The organism is Kitasatospora sp. NPDC093102 (assembly GCF_040683915.1).
Taxonomy (GTDB): Bacteria; Actinomycetota; Actinomycetes; order Streptomycetales; family Streptomycetaceae; genus Kitasatospora.
Genome location: NZ_JBFBFA010000016.1, coordinates 117,078 through 135,021 on the forward strand (window position 1 = coordinate 117,078; position 17,944 = coordinate 135,021).

At 72.5% G+C, this 17,944-nt stretch carries 16 protein-coding genes and 2 pseudogenes; 11 read left to right on the forward strand and 7 right to left on the reverse strand.

Annotated elements, in window-relative coordinates:
* The 4 genes and pseudogenes from AB0O11_RS21830 to AB0O11_RS21845 form a co-directional block, all read right to left on the reverse strand.
* Entirely contained in the window at positions 1-525 is a 525-nt protein-coding gene (locus AB0O11_RS21830) for a YrhB domain-containing protein (protein ID WP_363389402.1), read from the reverse strand.
* 186 nt (positions 526-711) lie between these two features.
* Positions 712-1,287, reverse strand: a complete 576-nt coding sequence (locus tag AB0O11_RS21835; protein WP_363389404.1) for a TetR/AcrR family transcriptional regulator — start codon at positions 1,285-1,287, stop codon at positions 712-714.
* 54 nt (positions 1,288-1,341) lie between these two features.
* Positions 1,342-1,743 (reverse strand): annotated as a pseudogene (locus AB0O11_RS21840) (histidine phosphatase family protein); the annotation flags it as partial.
* Positions 1,744-1,750: 7 nt separating this feature from the next.
* A complete protein-coding gene (locus AB0O11_RS21845; RefSeq protein ID WP_363389406.1) occupies positions 1,751-2,671 on the reverse strand; it encodes an aldo/keto reductase in 921 nt (306 codons plus the stop codon).
* A 74-nt stretch (positions 2,672-2,745) separates the two neighbouring features.
* Between AB0O11_RS21845 and AB0O11_RS21850 the strand changes: the two genes are divergently transcribed.
* The 5 genes from AB0O11_RS21850 (at position 2,746) to AB0O11_RS21870 (ending at position 7,250) form a co-directional block, all read left to right on the forward strand.
* Complete coding sequence (locus AB0O11_RS21850) at positions 2,746-3,735, forward strand: ArsR family transcriptional regulator (RefSeq protein WP_363389408.1); 990 nt, start codon at positions 2,746-2,748, stop codon at positions 3,733-3,735.
* An 87-nt stretch (positions 3,736-3,822) separates the two neighbouring features.
* Positions 3,823-4,725, forward strand: a complete 903-nt coding sequence (locus AB0O11_RS21855) for a glycerophosphodiester phosphodiesterase family protein (protein WP_363389410.1) — start codon at positions 3,823-3,825, stop codon at positions 4,723-4,725.
* A 10-nt stretch (positions 4,726-4,735) separates the two neighbouring features.
* Complete coding sequence (locus AB0O11_RS21860; RefSeq protein ID WP_363389412.1) at positions 4,736-5,128, forward strand: hypothetical protein; 393 nt, start codon at positions 4,736-4,738, stop codon at positions 5,126-5,128.
* 112 nt (positions 5,129-5,240) lie between these two features.
* Positions 5,241-6,209 carry a D-2-hydroxyacid dehydrogenase family protein gene (locus AB0O11_RS21865; protein WP_363389414.1) on the forward strand — a complete coding sequence of 323 codons (969 nt, stop codon included), beginning with the start codon at positions 5,241-5,243 and terminating at the stop codon, positions 6,207-6,209.
* 42 nt (positions 6,210-6,251) lie between these two features.
* Positions 6,252-7,250, forward strand: coding sequence for a hypothetical protein (locus AB0O11_RS21870; protein WP_363389417.1), 999 nt, complete (start codon positions 6,252-6,254; stop codon positions 7,248-7,250).
* A 10-nt stretch (positions 7,251-7,260) separates the two neighbouring features.
* Here AB0O11_RS21870 and AB0O11_RS21875 read toward each other — a convergent pair whose 3' ends face one another.
* Positions 7,261-8,856 carry a M4 family metallopeptidase gene (locus tag AB0O11_RS21875; protein ID WP_363389420.1) on the reverse strand — a complete coding sequence of 532 codons (1,596 nt, stop codon included), beginning with the start codon at positions 8,854-8,856 and terminating at the stop codon, positions 7,261-7,263.
* 159 nt (positions 8,857-9,015) lie between these two features.
* Between AB0O11_RS21875 and AB0O11_RS21880 the strand changes: the two genes are divergently transcribed.
* The 6 genes from AB0O11_RS21880 (at position 9,016) to AB0O11_RS21905 (ending at position 15,029) form a co-directional block, all read left to right on the forward strand.
* The gene (locus AB0O11_RS21880) at positions 9,016-9,423 is read left to right on the forward strand and encodes a GNAT family N-acetyltransferase (protein WP_363389422.1); all 408 of its coding nucleotides are present in this window, start codon (positions 9,016-9,018) and stop codon (positions 9,421-9,423) included.
* A 292-nt stretch (positions 9,424-9,715) separates the two neighbouring features.
* Positions 9,716-10,540: an ATP-binding cassette domain-containing protein gene (locus tag AB0O11_RS21885; protein WP_363389425.1), complete on the forward strand. Its 825-nt coding sequence runs from the start codon at positions 9,716-9,718 to the stop codon at positions 10,538-10,540.
* Between the two features lie 129 nt (positions 10,541-10,669).
* Positions 10,670-11,818, forward strand: a complete 1,149-nt coding sequence (efeO, locus tag AB0O11_RS21890) for an iron uptake system protein EfeO (protein WP_363389428.1) — start codon at positions 10,670-10,672, stop codon at positions 11,816-11,818.
* Positions 11,819-11,935: 117 nt separating this feature from the next.
* On the forward strand, positions 11,936-13,237 hold the full coding sequence (efeB, locus tag AB0O11_RS21895; protein ID WP_363389430.1) for an iron uptake transporter deferrochelatase/peroxidase subunit: 1,302 nt from the start codon (positions 11,936-11,938) through the stop codon (positions 13,235-13,237).
* Between the two features lie 48 nt (positions 13,238-13,285).
* On the forward strand, positions 13,286-14,131 hold the full coding sequence (gene efeU, locus AB0O11_RS21900; protein ID WP_363389433.1) for an iron uptake transporter permease EfeU: 846 nt from the start codon (positions 13,286-13,288) through the stop codon (positions 14,129-14,131).
* A 286-nt stretch (positions 14,132-14,417) separates the two neighbouring features.
* Positions 14,418-15,029: a DUF4232 domain-containing protein gene (locus AB0O11_RS21905; RefSeq protein ID WP_363389436.1), complete on the forward strand. Its 612-nt coding sequence runs from the start codon at positions 14,418-14,420 to the stop codon at positions 15,027-15,029.
* Between the two features lie 116 nt (positions 15,030-15,145).
* Here AB0O11_RS21905 and AB0O11_RS21910 read toward each other — a convergent pair whose 3' ends face one another.
* On the reverse strand, positions 15,146-17,707 hold the full coding sequence (locus AB0O11_RS21910; protein ID WP_363389439.1) for an FtsX-like permease family protein: 2,562 nt from the start codon (positions 17,705-17,707) through the stop codon (positions 15,146-15,148).
* A 69-nt stretch (positions 17,708-17,776) separates the two neighbouring features.
* A pseudogene (locus AB0O11_RS21915) lies at positions 17,777-17,944 on the reverse strand (ABC transporter ATP-binding protein); the annotation flags it as partial.

A 17,944-nucleotide genomic window follows, 5' to 3' on the forward strand; every position in this document is an offset into this window, starting at 1 on the left:
TCAGCCTCGGCCCCGCCGGACGGTCTCGATCGGGAGGGGAGGGCAGACGGCCTTCTCCTCGGTCAGGTCCGCCAATGTCTCGGGCGGCTCGGCCCCCTCCCGTACGGCCGGCGGGTACGCCTTGGCCTGGAGGAGTCTCAGCCGAGGCGCCCGCCGGCGCAGCCGGGCCATGGCCGCGACGGCCCCTTCCGTCTGCGCGAGCCCGCGGACTTCCGCTGCCAAGGGGTCGGGCGGCCGGATGCCCTTGACCTGCCGGAGGTGGAGCGCCGCCCAGTCCTCGGCCACGAACGTGGTGACGGGAATGTGGTGGACGCTCCCGTCGTGCCGGTCCACCGGATAGGGCCCGCCGCCCACGAGGGCGTACTGCCGGTCGCCGGTGCGGGCGAACCCGGCGCTGTTCCAGGAGACGACCCACCCGAGGGCGTGCTCGACGACCGCACGGATCGCCAACTCGCGTGTCCACGGCGGTATTTCTGCCAGGAGTGACTCGACGAGTTCGATGGCTCGTTCTCTGCTGATGGCCACGCTCCCGATTCTCCACAGCGCGACAAGCGGGTTTTCGCGTCGTACGTGGAGGGCGCCGTGATAGTCCGCGTACGTCATCCGGCACAGCGGTGTGGACACTCGTCCGACGGCACCTCACCGGTCGAGGGACCGGTCTGCATATTTTTTGAGCAGGTGGAGGCGTGGAGCGCCCCGCCCGTGCACCGCCTACCCGCGGCCGAGCAACTGCCGGACGGCGTGCCGGGCGTGGTCCAGCGGTTCGCGGCTGCGCCGGACGGAGGCGAGCAGGACGGCACCCTCCAGCAGGGCGAGCACCTGCCCGGCAGCGACCTCGGCCTCCGCCGGGCCGAAGCCCTCGCCCTCCAGCCGGCCGGCCAGGACCTGCTGCCAGCCGGCGTACAGCTCGGAGCAGACCGTCCGCAGGGTCTCGTTGGTGCCGGCCACCTCCAGGGCGACGGTGGCGATCGGGCAGCCGCTGGTGTAGCGGGACTGCTCCAGCCGGTCGGCGAAGGCCACGATCAGGCGCTCGGCGAGGGCGGTGGTATCGGCGCCCTCGGCGGCCAGGCCGGCGAGCAGCGCCTCGACCTCCTGGCCGGCCTGGGTGAGCGCGGCGGCCACCAACTGGTCCTTGCCGCCGGGGAAGTGGAAGTAGAGCGAGCCGCGCGGGGCGCCGGTGGCGGCCACGATCCGATTGAGGCCCGTCCCGAAGTAGCCCTGCGCCTCGATCAGTTCCCTGGTGCCGGCGATCAGCCGAGCCCGGGTCTCCTCACCCTTGACTCCCATGCGGCGATAATAGACCGATCTGCATATTCCTGTCGACGGGCCCTCGGTCCCTTGTCAGTAGCGGAGTTGGGGCGGGAACCCGGTCCAGCGCAGCTCCTCCGGCAGGTGGCCCTGGTCGTTCAGCAGCAGCACGACCGGCGGCCGGCCGGATGCGTAGCGCAGGACGGTCAGCGCCGCGTTGGCGGCGTTGAGGCCGAGCCGGCGCCAGGCGGGGGCGTCCAGCGCGTGCCGGACCAGCCAGCCGATCAGGAACGCGTGGGTGACGACCAGTTCGTGCCGCTCCTCCCCGCCCGGCACCGGCCCGGTGAACCTATCGACGGCCCGCCGCGCCAGCACCTCGCCGTCGGCCCGCTCCTGCGCCGTGGTGGACGAGAGGCGGTCCAGCACGAACGCGGCGCTGTCGTCGGGAAGTTCCTCCCGCGCGGGCACGTACGGCACGAAGTCCCCGGCCTCCTCGCACGGCTCAGCCCGCGTGGGCCGCGTCCAGCAGCGCCAGCTCCTCCGCCGACAGCCGCAGTGCCCCGGCCGCGATGTTGTCCTCCAGGTGCGCCACGTCGCCGGTGCCCGGGATGGCCAGCACGTGCGGGCCGCGGTGCAGGGTCCAGGCCAGCCGCACCTGCGCGGTGCTCACCCTGCGCGCCTCGGCCACCGCCCGGACCTGGGCGGGCTCGGCCGCGCCGGCTCCGTCCTGCCGTCCGGCGCCGGCGATCGCGTAGAAGGGGACGAAGGCGATGCCCTGCTCCCCGCAGATCCGCAGCAGCTCGTCCTGTGCCGGGGTGGCCCCGATGCCGTACGGATTCTGCACGCAGACCACCGGTGCGATGGTCTGCGCCTCGGCGAGCTGGTGCGGGTGGACGTTGGACAGGCCCAGCTGCCGGATCAGCCCGGCCTGGCGCAACTCGGCCAGTGCGCCGAAGCGTTCGGCGACCGAGTCGGTGCCGAGGATGCGCAGGTTCACCAGGTCGAGGTGGTCGCGGCCGAGCTGGCGCAGGTTCTGCTCCACCTGGGCGCGCAGCCGCTCGGGGGTGCGGGCGTGCTCGACCCACTCGCCGCCGAGGCCCCGGCCGGGTCCGACCTTGGTGGCGATCACCAGGTCGTCGGCGTACGGCGCGAGCGCCCGGTTGATCAGCTCGTTGGCGGAGCGCAGCGGGGAGAAGTAGAAGGCCGCGGTGTCGATGTGGTTCACGCCCAGCTCGACCGCGCGGCGCAGCACCCGCAGCGCCTGCTCGCGGTCGCGCGGGACGGCGTGCGGGACGAGCGCCGGGCCGGTCTGCGGCAGGCGCATTGTGCCGAAGCCGATCCGGTGGACGGTGCGGTCGCCGAGCTTCCAGGTGCCGGAGGCGGCGGCGGTGACGGCGGCGGTTGCGGTGCTGTCGGAAGTCATGCCGATCATGATCGGCAGTGCACTAGCCTGACCGCCAGTGATTCGAACATGTCTGAATCCATGGGGGTGGGGGTGTGGCGGCCGAGCTGCTGTTCACGGCGGGTGACCTGGCCCGGATGCGCTTCGCGGTCTCCCCGATGTGGGAGGTCGGCCCGAGTCTGCGCCTGCTGCGCTCGGGCCTCCCGCACGCCGTCCACCAGCCGTGGGCGGAGCAGGTGCGGCCCCGGCTCGCGGCGCTCGGCCCGGCGTACGGGCTGCTCGCGGAACTCGTCCCGCCCACCGGCTACGTGCCCGACTTCCTCAACCCGGCCCCGGACGGGCCGGCCCCCACACTGGCCCAGGAGCTGGCGGCGATCCGGGCCACCCCGGCCGAGCGGGTCCGCCGCGACCTCGACCGGCTGCGGGACGGCGACGGGCTCGGCCCCCGGCTGCGCGCCCTGTACGGGGATCCGGCGGGCGGGCTCGGCCGGCTCACCGAGGCGGTCGAGGCGTACTGGGAGCTCGCGCTAGCCCCGTACTGGGCGCGGATCCGCGCCGTTCTGGACGCGGACGTGCTGCACCGCGCCCGCCAGGCGGCCGAGCACGGGGCGGCGCGGGTGCTGAACGACCTGCACGCCGGGCTCCGTTGGACGGAAGGCACGCTTCGGCTGCGCCACCGCACCCGCCCGCTGCCCGGCCGGACGGCCGGAGCGGGCCTGTTGCTGATCCCGTCCGTCTTCACCGGCCCGGCGCTCTACTCCCGCCTCGTCCCGCCGGATCCGCCGCAGCTCGCCTACCCGGCGCGCGGCACCGGCACCCTGTGGGCGGCAGCCCCGGCGGCCGGCACCGAGGCCCTGGCCGCCGTCCTCGGCCGGTCCCGCACCCGGCTGCTGGCGGAGCTGGCGGCCCCGGCGTCCACGACCGAGCTCGCCCGGCGCACCGGGCTCTCGTCCTCGGCGGTGTCCCAGTACCTGACGGCCTTGCGGGACGCCCGTCTGGTCAGTGCCCACCGGGCCGGGCGGTCGGTGCTGTACGCGAGGACGGCGTCGGCGGAGGCGCTGTTGGCGCCACTGGGGGAGGGGTGAGCACGCGTTCCCCCGACTACCGCAATGTCGGCCGGGCTCACCGGTGTCATCGGGCCGGATGCGCCGGACGCCCGTACCGTGCGGGACATGACACCCAATCGGCACCCCCGGCACCCCCGTCGCCATCGGACCGTCCTCGTCGCCGCACTGCTCGGGGCCGCCTTCGGCGCCGTCGCGCTCACCGGGGCACCCGTACGGCCGGCCGCCCCGATCTCCGAGGCCCGGCTCCGCCCGGCCGGTGCGCCGCCGACCGTGTACGCGCACCGCGGCGCCTCCTCCGCCGCGCCCGAGAACACCCTGGTGTCGGACGAGGTGGCCCGCCGGGCCGGCGCCGAGTGGATCGAGAACGACGTCCAGCCCAGCAAGGACGGCGTGCCGTACGTGCTGCACGACGACACCGTGGACCGCACCACCGACGGCACCGGCCGGATCCGGGACCTGACCGCCGGGCAGCTGGACGCGCTGGACGCCGGCTCCTGGTTCGCCCCGGTGTACGCGGGCGCCCGACTGCCGACCCTCGCCGCTCAGCTGGAGGACCTGCGCACCCGCGGCGGCAGGCTGTTGCTGGAGATCAAGGGGCCGCACACCCGCGACGAGGTCGCCCGGATCGTCCGGGAGGTGCGCGACCACGGCATGGCCGACCGGGTCCTCGTCCAGAGCTTCGAGGTGGACGCCCTGCGCCACACCCGTGAGCTGGCGCCCGAACTGCCGCTCGGGCTTCTGCGCGCCACCCTGGACACCGACCCGGTCGCCACCGCCCGCGACCTCGGCCTGGCCGCCTACAACCCCTCGGACGACGCGCTCTCCGCCCGCCCCGACGTGGTCAGGGAGCTGCACACCGCCGGCGTGGCCGTCAACGTCTGGACGGTCGACCAGCCCGCCCGCTGGAAGGCCCTCACGGCGGCGGGCGTGGACGGGATCGTCACCAACCGCCCGGCCGAGCTGGCCGGTTGGAACGCGGCCTGGTCGGCCTCGGGCGCCGCCGGTTAGGCTGCCCGGTGTGGAGAAGGAGAACGCGGTAGGCGCTCAGCCGATGGACGACCAGGCCGTGGCGGACTGGATCCGGAACCATTTCGGCCGGGTCCCCGAGCCGCAGGGCTCGCTGACCGCCTTCGACGGGCGCCTGGTCATCGACCTGGACACCCGGGTCGTCACCGTGGACGGCCGTGAGGTACAGCTCCACCGTGCCGACGTCAAACTGCTGCGCGGCCTGGTCGAGTTGGGCGAGGGTGTGCACGAGCCGTACTCGATCATGTGGAAGGTCTACAACGCACCGTTCCACCCCCATGAGCTGAGGTACCCGATGACGGTGCTGAGGACGAAGCTCGGCGAGCCCTCCTGGATCGTGCGGACCGAGGAGGGCTACGGCCTGCGGCCCCCGGACCTGCCGTAGCCGGTCGGCGGCCGGGAGCCCGCTCCCCCTCCGCGGGCCGGTCCGACAGACCGGCGGTCGTCGGCGGGACCCTCCGCGCCAGGTGGCGGGGGTGGTCTGGGAAGCTGCCGGCATGACGCTTCCGATCCTTCGCTGCGCCGTCCTGGACGACTTCCAGGGCGTCGCCACCAGCAGCGCCGACTGGTCCCCGGTGGCCGACCGGGTCGCGGTGACGGCCTTCCGCGAGCACTTCGGCTCGGAGGAGGAACTCGCCACCGCCCTCGCCGAGTTCGACATCGTGGTCACCCTGCGCGAGCGGGTGCCCTTCCCGGCCCCGCTGTTCGCCCGGCTGCCGCGGCTCAGGCTGCTGATCGCCTCCGGGATGCGCAACGCGGCGATCGACCTCGCGGCCGCCGAGGCGCACGGGGTGACGGTCTGCGGCACCGCCAGCTCCGGCACCCCGCCGGTCGAACTGACCTGGGCGCTGCTGCTCGGCCTGGCCCGCGGCATCGTCCAGGAGAGCACCGCGCTGCGCGAGGGCGGCCCCTGGCAGAGCACCGTCGGCGCGGACCTGCACGGCCGGACGCTCGGGCTGCTCGGCCTCGGCCGGATCGGCGGCCGGGTGGCCGAGGTCGGTCTGGCCTTCGGCATGGACGTGCTCGCCTGGAGCCGGAGCCTGACCGACGAGCGGGCCGCCGGGGCGGGCGTGCGGCGCGCGGCCACCAAGGAGGAGCTGCTCCGCGGGAGCGACTTCGTCTCGATCCACCTCGCGCTCAACGCGGGCACCCGGGGGCTGATCGGTGCCGCCGAGCTGGCGTCGATGAGGCCCGGGGCCTACCTGGTCAACACCTCCCGGTCGGCGATCGTCGACCAGGACGCGCTGCTCGCCGCGCTCACCGGGGGCCGGATCGCGGGCGCAGCGGTGGACGTCTTCGACATCGAGCCGCTGCCCGCCGACCACCCGATGCGCACCGCGCCCCGGCTGCTGGCCACCCCGCACCTGGGGTACGTGTCGCAGGACAACTACCGGCGCTACTACGGCGAGGCGGTGGAGGACATCGCGGCCTTCCTGGCGGGCGAGCCGATCCGCCGACTGGGCTGACGCCTCCGGCGCTCGGGATGCCCGGAGTCGCATACTGGCGGCATGACGGGTGGAGACGGTGGCCGGGGCCCGGACCGGCGCGGGCTGCTGCGGGCGGGTGCGGCGGCGCTGGTGCTGGGCGCGGCGGGGTGTACGGGCGGGGGAAATCCGCAGGTGACGGGCACGAGCCCGGCCGCAACTCCCGCCGGGACGCCCACACCGACGCCCACCCCGCTGCCCCGCCCGCCTTCGTGGCAGCCCGGCCCCGGCGAGATCCAGCCCGACGTCAAACGCCGTGCCGTCGAGCTGGTCGCCGTGCTCGGCGCCTGGCCGCCCGGCGGCCAGGGCGTGGAGGCGGCCCGGGCCCGGGTGGCGGCGCGCGGCCTGCCGCCCGCGCTGGCGGACCAGGCGGGCCCGCTGGCCCCGGCGGCGACCGAGGCGAGCCTGGAGGTGATCGTCGCCCAGTACGGAGGCATCCTCGACGACTCGGCGAGCGTGCTGGTGGTCTGCCGTCAGTGGACGCGGGGCCCGGACGGTTCGGTGGCCGAGGGCGGCACCACGGTGGACGTCCGGCTCAGCCGGGCCGAACCGCGCTGGACCGTCACCGGGCTGCATCCGGGGGCCGCCGGCCCCGCCGCCGCCCCGCCGCCGTCCGCGGTGGCCCGGGTGCTGGCCGAGCCCCGGATCGAGCTGCCGCCCGAGGCGGCCGCCGACCTGCGCAGCGGCACGGTGCACGACAGCGTGCTGGAGGCGATGCTGCGGCTGGCCGGCCCGTACACGCTGTCGGTGAGCGTGGTGCGGACCGGCCACCCGCTGGACGTCTTCGGGACGACCCGGCCCAGCGACCATCCGCTGGGCCGGGCCTTCGACGTCTGGCGGATCGACGGCCTGGCCGTGGTCGACCCGGGCACGCCCCGGCAGTTGGTCGAGTCCTTCATACGGGACGCGGCCGCCGCCGGTTCGTACAACGTGGGCGGTCCGGTGGCGCTTCCGGGCGTCGGCAACCAGTTCTTCACCGACGACACCCACCACGACCACTGCCACGTGGGGTTCGACCACTGACGGACGGTCGTCAGCTGACGCTGACCCCGCTCCAGGCCGCCGCGACCGCGTTGTACTCGGTGCTGCCGGCGCCGTACAGGTCGCGGGCCGCGTTCAGCGAGGCGGCGCGGGCGCCCTTGTAGTTGGTGGTGGAAGTCATGTAGACGGTCAGCGCGCGGTACCAGATCTTGGCGATCTTGTCGTGGCCGATGCCGGTCACCGTGGAGCCGTTGCAGGTCGGGCTGTTGTAGGTGACGCCGTTGAGGGTCTTGCTGCCGCTGCCCTCGCTGGCCAGGTAGAACCAGTGGTTGCCGACGCCCGAGGAGTTGTGCACGTCGAGCTTGCCGACGCTGCTGCTCCAGCAGTCGGCCGAGCGGCCGTCCAACGAGGGCTTGTCGAAGCGGCGCAGCCACGGCGGGGTGGACTGGTCGCTGAACAGGTAGTCGCCGGTGTCGACGCCGTTGTTGGCGTAGAACTCGACCATGGTGCCGAAGATGTCGCTGGTGGACTCGTTGAGGCCGCCGGACTCGCCGCTGTAACGCAGGTTGGCGGTGGCGCTGGTGACGCCGTGGGTCATCTCGTGGCCCATGGTGTCGAGGTCCACCTGCTCCGGGTCGGTGGTGCCGTCGCCGTCGCCGGTCATCATGCAGAAGCAGGTGTCGGACCACTGGGCGTTGTCCCAGTTGGTGCCGACGTGGACGAAGACGGTGGCGCCCTTGCCGTCGTTCTTGATGCCGCTGCGGCCGTGGACGTTCTTGTAGTAGTCGTACGTCCAGGCGGTGTTGGCGTGGGCGTCGACGGCGGCGGTGGAACGGTCGGAGGAGAACTTCTTCCCGTCGCCCCAGACGTTGGTGGTGCTGTTGAACGGGGTGCCGGAGGTGGCCTTGAGCGAGCTCGCGGAGAGATTGTTGGCGTCCTTGGTGACGTGGCCGCGGACCGGGTCGGTCAGGGTGTAGCCGCCGCCGGTCTTGGCGGTGGTGTCGATGGTGACCGTGCCGGTGTACTCGGAGTTCCCGGTGCCGGACGCCTGGTGCTCGGCGTCGTAGGACTCGATCTGCTCGCCGGTGGTGGCGTCGGTGACGACCACCTTGCCCGCCGGCTGGCCGTGCTCGCCGGTGCCCTCGACGGTGGTGCGCCAGGCCAGCCGGGGCGTGCCGTCGGCGGCCCAGACGACCAGCTCGGGGGTGCTGACGGCGTCCTTGACGCCCGGGGCGGCGGCCAGTGCGCCGGCCGCGCCGGACTGCGCGGTCACCTTCGGGACGGTCGACTTCACGGCGGCGTCGTGGGCGGCCGCGCGGGAGGAGTCCTTGAGCTTGCCCTTGGCGTCCTGGTGGACGACCAGGTCGCCGCCGACCACCGGCAGGCCCTGGAAGGTGCGGTCGAAGCGGACGTGCGAGGCGCCGTCGGCGTCCAGTACGACGTCCTTGAGCACGAGGTCCTGGCCGGCGCCGAAGCCGAACACTCCCGCGTTGCGGGCGACGTTGGCGCGGGCCTGGGATATCGCGGCCTCGCGCGTGCCGGTGGCGGCGGAGGCCGTGGCGGCCGGAACGGTGGCGCCGGCGAGGGCGGCGACGATCGCGACGGCTCCGGCCACGCGGGCACGGCGGGAGGAGGGCGTGGGGGTCACTCTGACTCCAGTGGGGGTAGCTGTGCAGGGAAAGGAGCTGCGACAGAGATTGACGGCGATCAGTCAGGTTCAGCTAGAGGAAAGGTCATAACTTTGCCAAGTCGTGTCCTTGGTCCATAAAAAATGATCGAAAGTTAACAAGGGCTCTACAGTGCCGTCGTGACGATCGACTACCAGTGGCGCGGCCCGCTCGCCGACCCCGAACTCGACGCCCTGCACGCCGAGGGCTTCGGCCACCCGGGAGGCGAACCCGCCGGCGAGTGGCTCGCCCGGCTCGAGCGGCACAGCCTCGGCTGGGTCACCGCCCGCCGCACGGCCGACGGCGCCCTGGCCGGCTTCGTCAACCTCGCCTGGGACGGCGGCGCCCACGCCTTCCTGCTCGACACCGTGGTCGCCCCGGACGCCCGGCGGCAGGGCGTCGCCACCCGGCTGGTCGCCGAGGCCGCCGACGGCGCCCGCACGGCCGGCTGCGCCTGGCTGCACGTGGACTTCGAGCCGCACCTGCGCCCCTTCTACCTCGACGCCTGCGGCCTGCGTCCCACCGCTGCGGGGCTGTTGGCACTCTGACCCCAGGCCCTAGGCTTCCGCCCCATGGACGGATGGGTGGAGGCCTGGACCGGCGGCCGGGCGGCGGTCCACGCGGGCGACGTGGCGACCTCGTCCCGCCTCGCCCCCTCGGAGGCGCGACCCTCCTCCCAACTCCCCTCGGGCAACAGGGTTCTGGTGCGTCCACCCCTCGGACGGCCCGGCCCGCCACCGGAGGCCGGTAGTACTCTGCACGCGGACGGACGGCGCCGGCCCGTCCGGTGCGGCGCCCCGGCCGCACCCTGCCCGGCGCCGCGATCGGAGTCCCGCTGCCATGAACTCGTCCGCCCCCGACCTCGCCGGGCCGCTGCTGCGCACCCGGGACGTGGACGTCGTGCGCGACGGCCGCCACCTGCTGCGCGGGATCACCCTGGAGATCCGGCCCGGCGAGCACTGGGCGCTGCTCGGCCCGAACGGCGCGGGCAAGTCCACCCTGCTCGCGCTGCTCGGTGCGGTCTCCCACCCCACCCGCGGCGAGGTGGACGTGCTCGGCCGCCGGCTCGGCCGGGTGGACATCCGCGAGCTGCGCGCCCACCTCGGGCACGTCAACCCGCGCCACCCGCTGCGTTCGCCGCTGACCGTGCGCGAGGTGGTGCTCACCGGGCACACCAACACCATCGAGCCGGAGTTCCACCGCAAGCCGGCCGCGGAGGCGCTGGAGCGGGCCGAGCAGCTGATCGAGACGCTCGGCATGCGCGCGATGGCCGAGGCCGCATGGACCACGCTGTCCCAGGGCGAGCGCGGCCGGGCGCTGATCGCCCGCGCGCTGATGCCCAGCCCCCGTCTGCTGCTGCTCGACGAGCCGGCCACCGGGCTCGACCTGACTGCCCGGGAACTGCTGCTGGACAGCCTGGACCTGCTGCGCCACCAGCACCCGGAGCTGGCCAGCGTGCTGGTCACCCACCACCTGGAGGAACTGCCGGAGAGCACCACCCACGCCCTGCTGCTGCGCGGGGGCGAGTGCGTCGCGGCCGGGCCGGTGGACGAGGTGATGACCACGGAGCTGATCAGCGAGACCTTCGGCCACCCGATCCGGATCAGCCGCCACGAGGGCCGCTGGACGGCCCGGGCCGCCGCCCGCCGCACACCGGGAAGGTAACGGTTCAGGGGGTGGGTGTGGACGGAAAATCTTCCTTAGCTAAGGTATGCCTTAGCTAATGATGGCCTGCTGGTCCCCAGCCGGCCGCACTGCCTCGGCACACCCATGCCCTTTTCCGTTGGAGCCCGCATGTCCGCCCGTCGCCGTTCCACCGCAGCCGCGCTGCTCACCCTCGCCGTGGCGACCGCAACCCTGGCCGGCTGCGCGTCCAAGAAGGACGACAAGGCGGCCTCCTCCGACGCGGTCAAGGTGAACGCGACCGACAGCGCCTGCGAGGTCTCCACGACCAGCTTCCCGGCTGGCCACGTGGTGCTGGACATCAGCAACAAGGGCTCCAAGACCACCGAGGTCTACGTCTACGGCGACGGCGACAAGATCATCACCGAGCGCGAGAACATCGGCCCCGGTACCAAGGCCAGCATCAACGCCGAGATCAAGGCCGGCTCGTACGAGATCGCCTGCAAGCCCGGCATGGTCGGCAACGGCATCCGCCAGAAGATCACCGTCACCGGCGAGGGCGGCAGCGCCGCGCCGGCCGACCCGCGCCTGGCCGCCGCCGTCGACGCCTACCGCAAGTACGCCCAGGAGCAGGCCGACGCCACCATCCCGGCCGTCGAGGCCTTCGCCGCCGCGATCAAGGCGGACGACCTGGAGAAGGCCAAGTCGCTGTACGCGCCCTCGCGCACCGGCTGGGAGCGCACCGAGCCGGTCGCCGAGAGCTTCGGCGACGTCGACCCGAAGACCGATACCCGCGAGGACAAGCTGGAGCCGGGCCAGGCGTGGACCGGCTGGCACAAGCTGGAGAAGTCGCTCTGGGTCGACGCGAAGATCGGCGACGACGAGAAGAAGCTCGCCGACCAGCTGGTCGCCGACCTCAAGGACTGGCAGAAGAAGATCCCCGAGGCCGAGATCACCGCGACCAGCATGGCCAACGGCGCCAAGGAGCTGCTGGACGAGGTCGCCACCAACAAGATCACCGGTGAGGAGGAGCGCTACAGCCACACCGACCTGGCGGACTTCCAGGCCAACGTCGAGGGGGCGCAGAAGGCCTTCGAGCTGCTGAAGCCGGTCGCCTCCGAGAAGGACGCGGAGCTGGCCAAGACGCTGGACTCCGAGTTCGCCGCCATCAACACCCTGCTGGCCAAGTACAAGCAGGCCGACGGCACCTTCACCTCCTACGACAAGGTCACCGAGGCCGAGCGCAAGACCTTCTCCGACGCGGTCAACTCGCTGAGCGAGCCGCTGTCGAAGCTGGCCGCCGCCGTGGTCGTCAAGTAACCGGCCACGCACACCCGGAGTACCACCCCCACCGACGCCGTGGCGGCCCGCGATCCGGGGGCCACGGCCTCCGTGGGCCAGCGCACGATCCAGCACAGCAGAAGGGCCCGCCCGCAGATGGACGCGGAGAACGAGCAGCAGAACGGGACGCCGGCCGCCGCCGACGCCACCGGGACCAGGGGCGCGGTCAGCCGGCGCGCCGTCATCGGCTGGGCCGGTGCGGGCGTCGCACTCGGCGCCGCGGCCGTCGGCTCGGTCGCCGCGGCGACCCGGCAGGACGACGCCGTCCCGGCGGCCGCCCCGGTCGGCGCCGAGGTGCCGTTCTACGGCGAGCACCAGGCGGGCATCTCCACCCCGGTCCAGGACCGGCTGCACTTCGCCGCCTTCGACGTCTCCGAGAAGGCCACCCGGGAATCCCTGGTCAAGCTGCTCAAGGAGTGGACCAAGGCGGCCGCCGCGATGACCGGCGGCCGCGAGGTCGGCAGCGGCGCGGTGCCCGGCTCGCCGGAGGCGCCGCCGGACGACACCGGCGAGGCCCTCGGCCTGCCCGCCTCCCGGCTCACCCTGACCATCGGCTTCGGCCCGAGCCTGTTCGAGAAGGACGGCGTGGACCGCTTCGGCCTCCAGGCCAAGCGGCCCGAGGCCCTGATCGACCTGCCGAACTTCAAGGGCGACAAGCTCGACCCGGCCCGCAGCGGCGGCGACCTCTGCGTCCAGGCCTGCGCCGACGACCCGCAGGTCGCCGTGCACGCGATCCGCAACCTGGCCCGGATCGGCATGGGCACCGTCAACATCCGCTGGTCGCAGCTCGGTTTCGGCAAGACCTCCTCGACCACCCCGGACGAGCAGACCCCGCGCAACCTGATGGGGTTCAAGGACGGCACCCACAACATCGCGGGCACCGACACCGCGAAGCTGGCCGACCACGTCTGGGCAGCCCCCGGCGACGGTCCGGAGTGGATGACCGGCGGCTCGTACCTGGTCGCCCGGCGGATCCGGATGCACATCGAGACCTGGGACCGCGCCTCGCTCAAGGATCAGGAGGACACCTTCGGCCGCACCAAGGGCGAGGGCGCCCCGTACGGCAAGGGCAAGGAGCACGACGCGCCGGACCTCAAGGCGATGCCCGCGACCTCGCACGTCGCGCTCGCCCACCCGGACGCCAACAGCGGCCTGATGATCCTGCGCCGCGGCTTCTCCTTCACCGACGGCACCGACGGCCTCGGCCGCCTGGACGCGGGGCTGTTCTTCCTCGCCTACCAGCGCGACACCCGCAAGGCCTTCGTCCCGCTCCAGCAGAAGCTCGCGGCGAGCGACAAGCTCAACGAGTACATCCAGCACGTCGGCTCCGCCCACTTCGCCTGCCCGGCGGGCGTGCGCAAGCCGGGGGAGTGGTGGGGCCAGGCCCTGTTCGGCTGATCCCCTCGCATCCCCCTCGTACCGCCTCTACACCCCCCAGGAGCCCGCGTGTTCGGCAACTACCTGATCGGCCTGCGCGAAGGCCTCGAAGCCAGCCTGGTCGTCTGCATCCTGATCGCCTACCTGGTCAAGACCGACCGCAAGGACAAGCTGCCGCCGGTGTGGATCGGCGTCGGCTCGGCCGTGGCGCTCTCCATGGCCTTCGGCGCGGTGCTGCAGTTCGGCTCCTCGCAGCTCACCTTCGAGGCCCAGGAGGCGCTCGGCGGCTCGCTGTCGATCATCTCGGTCGGTCTGGTGACCTGGATGGTGTTCTGGATGCGGCGCACCGCCCGGCACCTGAAGTCCGAGCTGCACGGCAAGCTGGACGCGGCGATCGCGATGGGCACCGCGGCCCTGGTGGTCACCTCCTTCCTGGCCGTCGGCCGCGAGGGCCTGGAGACGTCGCTGTTCATCTGGACCGCGGTCCAGGCCACCGGCGACGGCTGGAACCCGCTGGTCGGCGCCGCGCTCGGCCTGCTCACCTCGATGGTGCTCGGCTGGCTGTTCTACCGGGGCGCGCTGAAGATCAACCTGGCCAAGTTCTTCACCTGGACCGGCGCGATGCTGGTCGTGGTCGCGGCCGGGGTGCTCGCGTACGGCGTGCACGACCTCCAGGAGGCCGGCTGGCTGCCCGGCCTGCACAGCGTGGCCTTCGACATCTCCAGCACCATCCCCAAGGACAGCTGGTACGGCACCCTGCTGAAGGGCGTGTTCAACTTCCAGCCGGACCCGACGGTGCTCCAGCTGGTGGTCTGGCTGCTCTACCTGCTGCCGACGCTGGCCGTGTTCTTCAACCTCCTCGGCGGCGGCAAGGCCAAGCCCGCCCAGCCGGTGGCCGCCGAACCGGCCGCCTGATCCGGCGCTCCGGCACCGCAACCGCCCTGCCCGGCACCCGCCGGGCAGGGCGGTTTTCGCATTTGTACGAGGCTTGTTACGGCCCTTGCACGGCGCTTGCACGGCGCTTGTACGGCGCTTGTGTGGGGCTGATTCTCGCTGGTTTTCGCCAGTTCCGGCTGAAACCAGTCAGGAGAAGGAGAAAAGCGGTCAGCTCTGACAAACCTCAGCCCCAGTGGAACCGTTCCGCCACGACCTTCGTACTAAGAGTGACAGCTCCATGCCATTACCCACCCATGGGGGGAACATGACCGTTCGCAGGCCTGCCAGGTTAGTCGCCGCCGGTGTTGCGGCCCTTGCGGCGACCGTACTGCTGACCGCGTGCGACGACGTGAAGTACACGGACGACAAGCCGGGCGACCCGAAGGCGAGCGCCGCCGGGGCCACCGTCCCCGGCGACCCGATGGCCGGCCAGGCGGCCGGTTCGCGGTGCAAGAGCGACGAGATCACCGCCACCGTGCAGATCAAGGGCGCGGGTTCGGCCATGCTGACGATCAAGAACAAGAGCGACCACAACTGCACGCTGTACGGCTACCCGGGCTTCGGCGGTCTGAAGGCCGACAACAGCGCCGACGCGCTGTCGACCAACCGCGATGCGCATCCCGGGCCGGCGGTGTTGGTCACCCTGAAGCCCAACAAGTCCGGTTACGCGGGCCTCAAGTGGAGCGCCTGTGACAAGTCGGACCCGACCTGCCACGTGCTCACCGGCCTCCAGGTCACCGCGCCGGACGAGACCACGCCGGTCACCGCCGAGGTGCTCGGCACCGACGGCAAGCCGGCCGGCCAGCTGCTGGTCCCGGCCGCCGGACTGACCACCGGCACCTTGCAGCCGAACAACGAGAAGGTGCTCTTCAACTGACGGTTCCCACCTGATGCGTTTTGACCGGTGCTGTTCGGCTGACGACATGACGGAGCCCCCGGGGCGGTTCGATGAGAACCGTCCCGGGGGCTCCCGGCTTCCGTACTTCCGGACCGCTACTGGCTCTTGATCGAGTCCAGGATGTCGAGCTTGGACGCCCGGTGGGCCGGCCAGAGCGCGGCCAGCAGGCCGATCACGGCGGCCGCGAGCAGGAAGCCGACGGTCTGCACCGGCGGCACCACGGTGACGACCTTGAGGCTGCTCGGCATCGTGCGCACGGCCGCCCAGGCGGCCAGGACGCCGAGGCCGACACCCACCAGCCCGCCGAACAGCGCGATCAGCACCGACTCCAGCCGGATCATCCGGCGGATGCCGAGCCGGTCCAGGCCGATCGCCCGCAGCATGCCGATCTCCCGGCGACGCTCGAACACCGACATCGCCATGGTGTTGACCACGCCGAGCACCGCGATGACCACGGACATGCCGAGCAGCCCGTACATCAGGTTCAGGATGTTGGTGATGATCCGGCTGTTCTCCGCCTTGATCTCCTTCGCACCCTTGACCGCGATCAGCGGGTTGCCGCCGGTCGCGTCGCGCAGCGCCTGCTTCAGCTCCTCGGTCGGGCCGTTTACGCCCTTGACCAGGACCTTGTCCACGCCGGAGCCGGGCGCCGCGTGCGGGCCGACCACGGCCTCCGGGGCCACCACCGGGGCCAGCGCGATGTTGGCCTCCAGGATGCCGCCGACGGTCAGCGAGCCCTTGGCGCCGTCCGGGTAGGTGACGGTGAGGGTGTCGCCGACCTTGTAGCCGGCCTTCTCGGCCCGACCCGAACTGACCAGCAGCTTGCCCTGCTTGAGGGCGTCCGCGGAGCCCTCCTTGACCTTGACGGTGGCCAGCTGGTCGATGGTCGCGGCGTCCACCGCGGTGATCGACTCGAAGTCCTCCCCGTTCTGCCCGGTCTTGACCGCCATGTCGCGCTCCGTGCTCATCACGCTGACGCCGGGCGCCTTGGCGATCTGGGCGGCGACCTCGGGGGAGAGCGGGGAGATGTTCTCCATCGCGACCGTGTAGTCGGCCTTGAAGTCACTCGCGGTGACCTTGTCCATGGCCTGGTTCACCGAGGCACCGATCACGGTCAGCGAGGTGATCAGGGTGACGCCGATGGTCAGTGCCGAGGCGGTGGCGGCGGTGCGGCGCGGGTTGCGGACGGCGTTCTCCTGGGCCAGCTTGCCCGGCGTGCCGTACAGGGCGCGCAGCAGCGGGGCGAACAGCGCGATCAGCGGCCGGGACAGCAGCGGGGTCAGGACGAACACGCCTATCAGCAGCGCGCCCGCGCCGACGCCGACCAGCTTGACCTCCTTGGTGCCCACGCCGGCCGCCAGCGCGACGGCACCGGCCAGGGAGAACAGCGAACCGATGGTGTTGCGGACCACCAGGCCCTTGTGGGTGGGGGGCTGTTCGGCCGAGCTCATCGCCGCCACCGGCGCGATCCGGGAGGCCCGGCGGGCGGGCAGCCAGGCCGCCAGCACCGTGACCAGCACGCCGACCACGATCGCGGCGATCACCGTGCTCGGGGCGACGATCAGCGGGCCGTCCGGCAGGTTGGCGTCGAACGGGCCGTTCAGCAGTGCCTTGAGCCCGACGGCGATCCCGATGCCGGCCAGCAGACCGGTCACCGAGGCGGTCAGGCCGACCAGCAGCGCCTCGATCAGCACCGAGCGGGTGATCTGACGGCGGGTGGCGCCGACGGCGCGCAGCAGGGCCAGCTCCTTGGTGCGCTGGGCGACCAGCATGGTGAAGGTGTTGGCGATGATGAAGATCCCGACGAACAGCGCGATGCCCGCGAAGCCCAGCAGGGCGGTGCTCAGCACCTGGGTGCCCTGCTTGATCATCCGGTCCTGCTCGTCGGCGAGCTCACGGCCGGTTTTGGCCTCGATGTTGTCGCCCTGCGGGACGGCCTGCTTGACGGCGGCGAGCAGCGCGGAGTCGTCGGCACCCGGCTTGGCCTTGACGTCCAGCTCGGCGAAGCGGCCCGGGCTCAGGTAGAGCTGCTGGGCGGTGGCGGTGTCGAAGGCCGCCAGCGAGCCGCCGGCCACCACCCGCGGGTCGTTGGTGTTCACGGTGCCGGTGAGCTTGAGCTTCATCACCGGGCCGTTGACCGCGACCCGGATCGTGTCGCCGACCTTGAAGCCGCTCTTGTCGGCGGTCCTGGCGTCCAGCGCGATCTCGGTGGCGTCCTTCGGGCCGCGGCCCTCGACCAGCGGGTAGCGCGGGTCGGTGCCGTCGGCGCCCGGCACGTAGTTGGTGCCGGTGGTGGAGAAGCCGTTGCCGATCAGCGCGCCCTTCTTGTCGGCGATGCCGGCGAAGCCGCTGACCACACCGCGGGCCTCGGCGGCGCCGGGCAGCGCGGCGACCTTCGTACGGGTCTCCTCGGTGAGGGTCGGGCTGTCGACGGCCCGGTCACCGTGCTGGTAGCTGAGGTTCGAGGCCTCGCGGTCGCTGACCGCGACGGCGATGTCGGTGTAGCTCTTGGAACTCTGGGTCCTGAGCGCGTTGCCGAAGGTGTCGGAGAAGACCAGCGTGGCGGCCACGAAGGCGGTGCCGAGCATGACGGCCAGTACCGTCATCAGCAGTCGGCCCTTGTGGGCGAGCACGTTGCGCAGTGCGGTGCGGAACATGGGGGAGTGTCAGTCCTGGGAGTACTCGGGGACGGGTGACTTCGGACGGGTCGGCGGGCTGCCGGTGTGTCAGCTGGTGCGGCCCTTGGCGTCGAAGCGGCGCATGCGGTCCAGGACGGTGTCGGCGGTGGGGTTGTGGAGTTCGTCGACGATGCGGCCGTCGGCGAGGAAGACGACGCGGTCGGCGTAGGAGGCGGCGACCGGGTCGTGGGTGACCATGACGACGGTCTGGCCGAG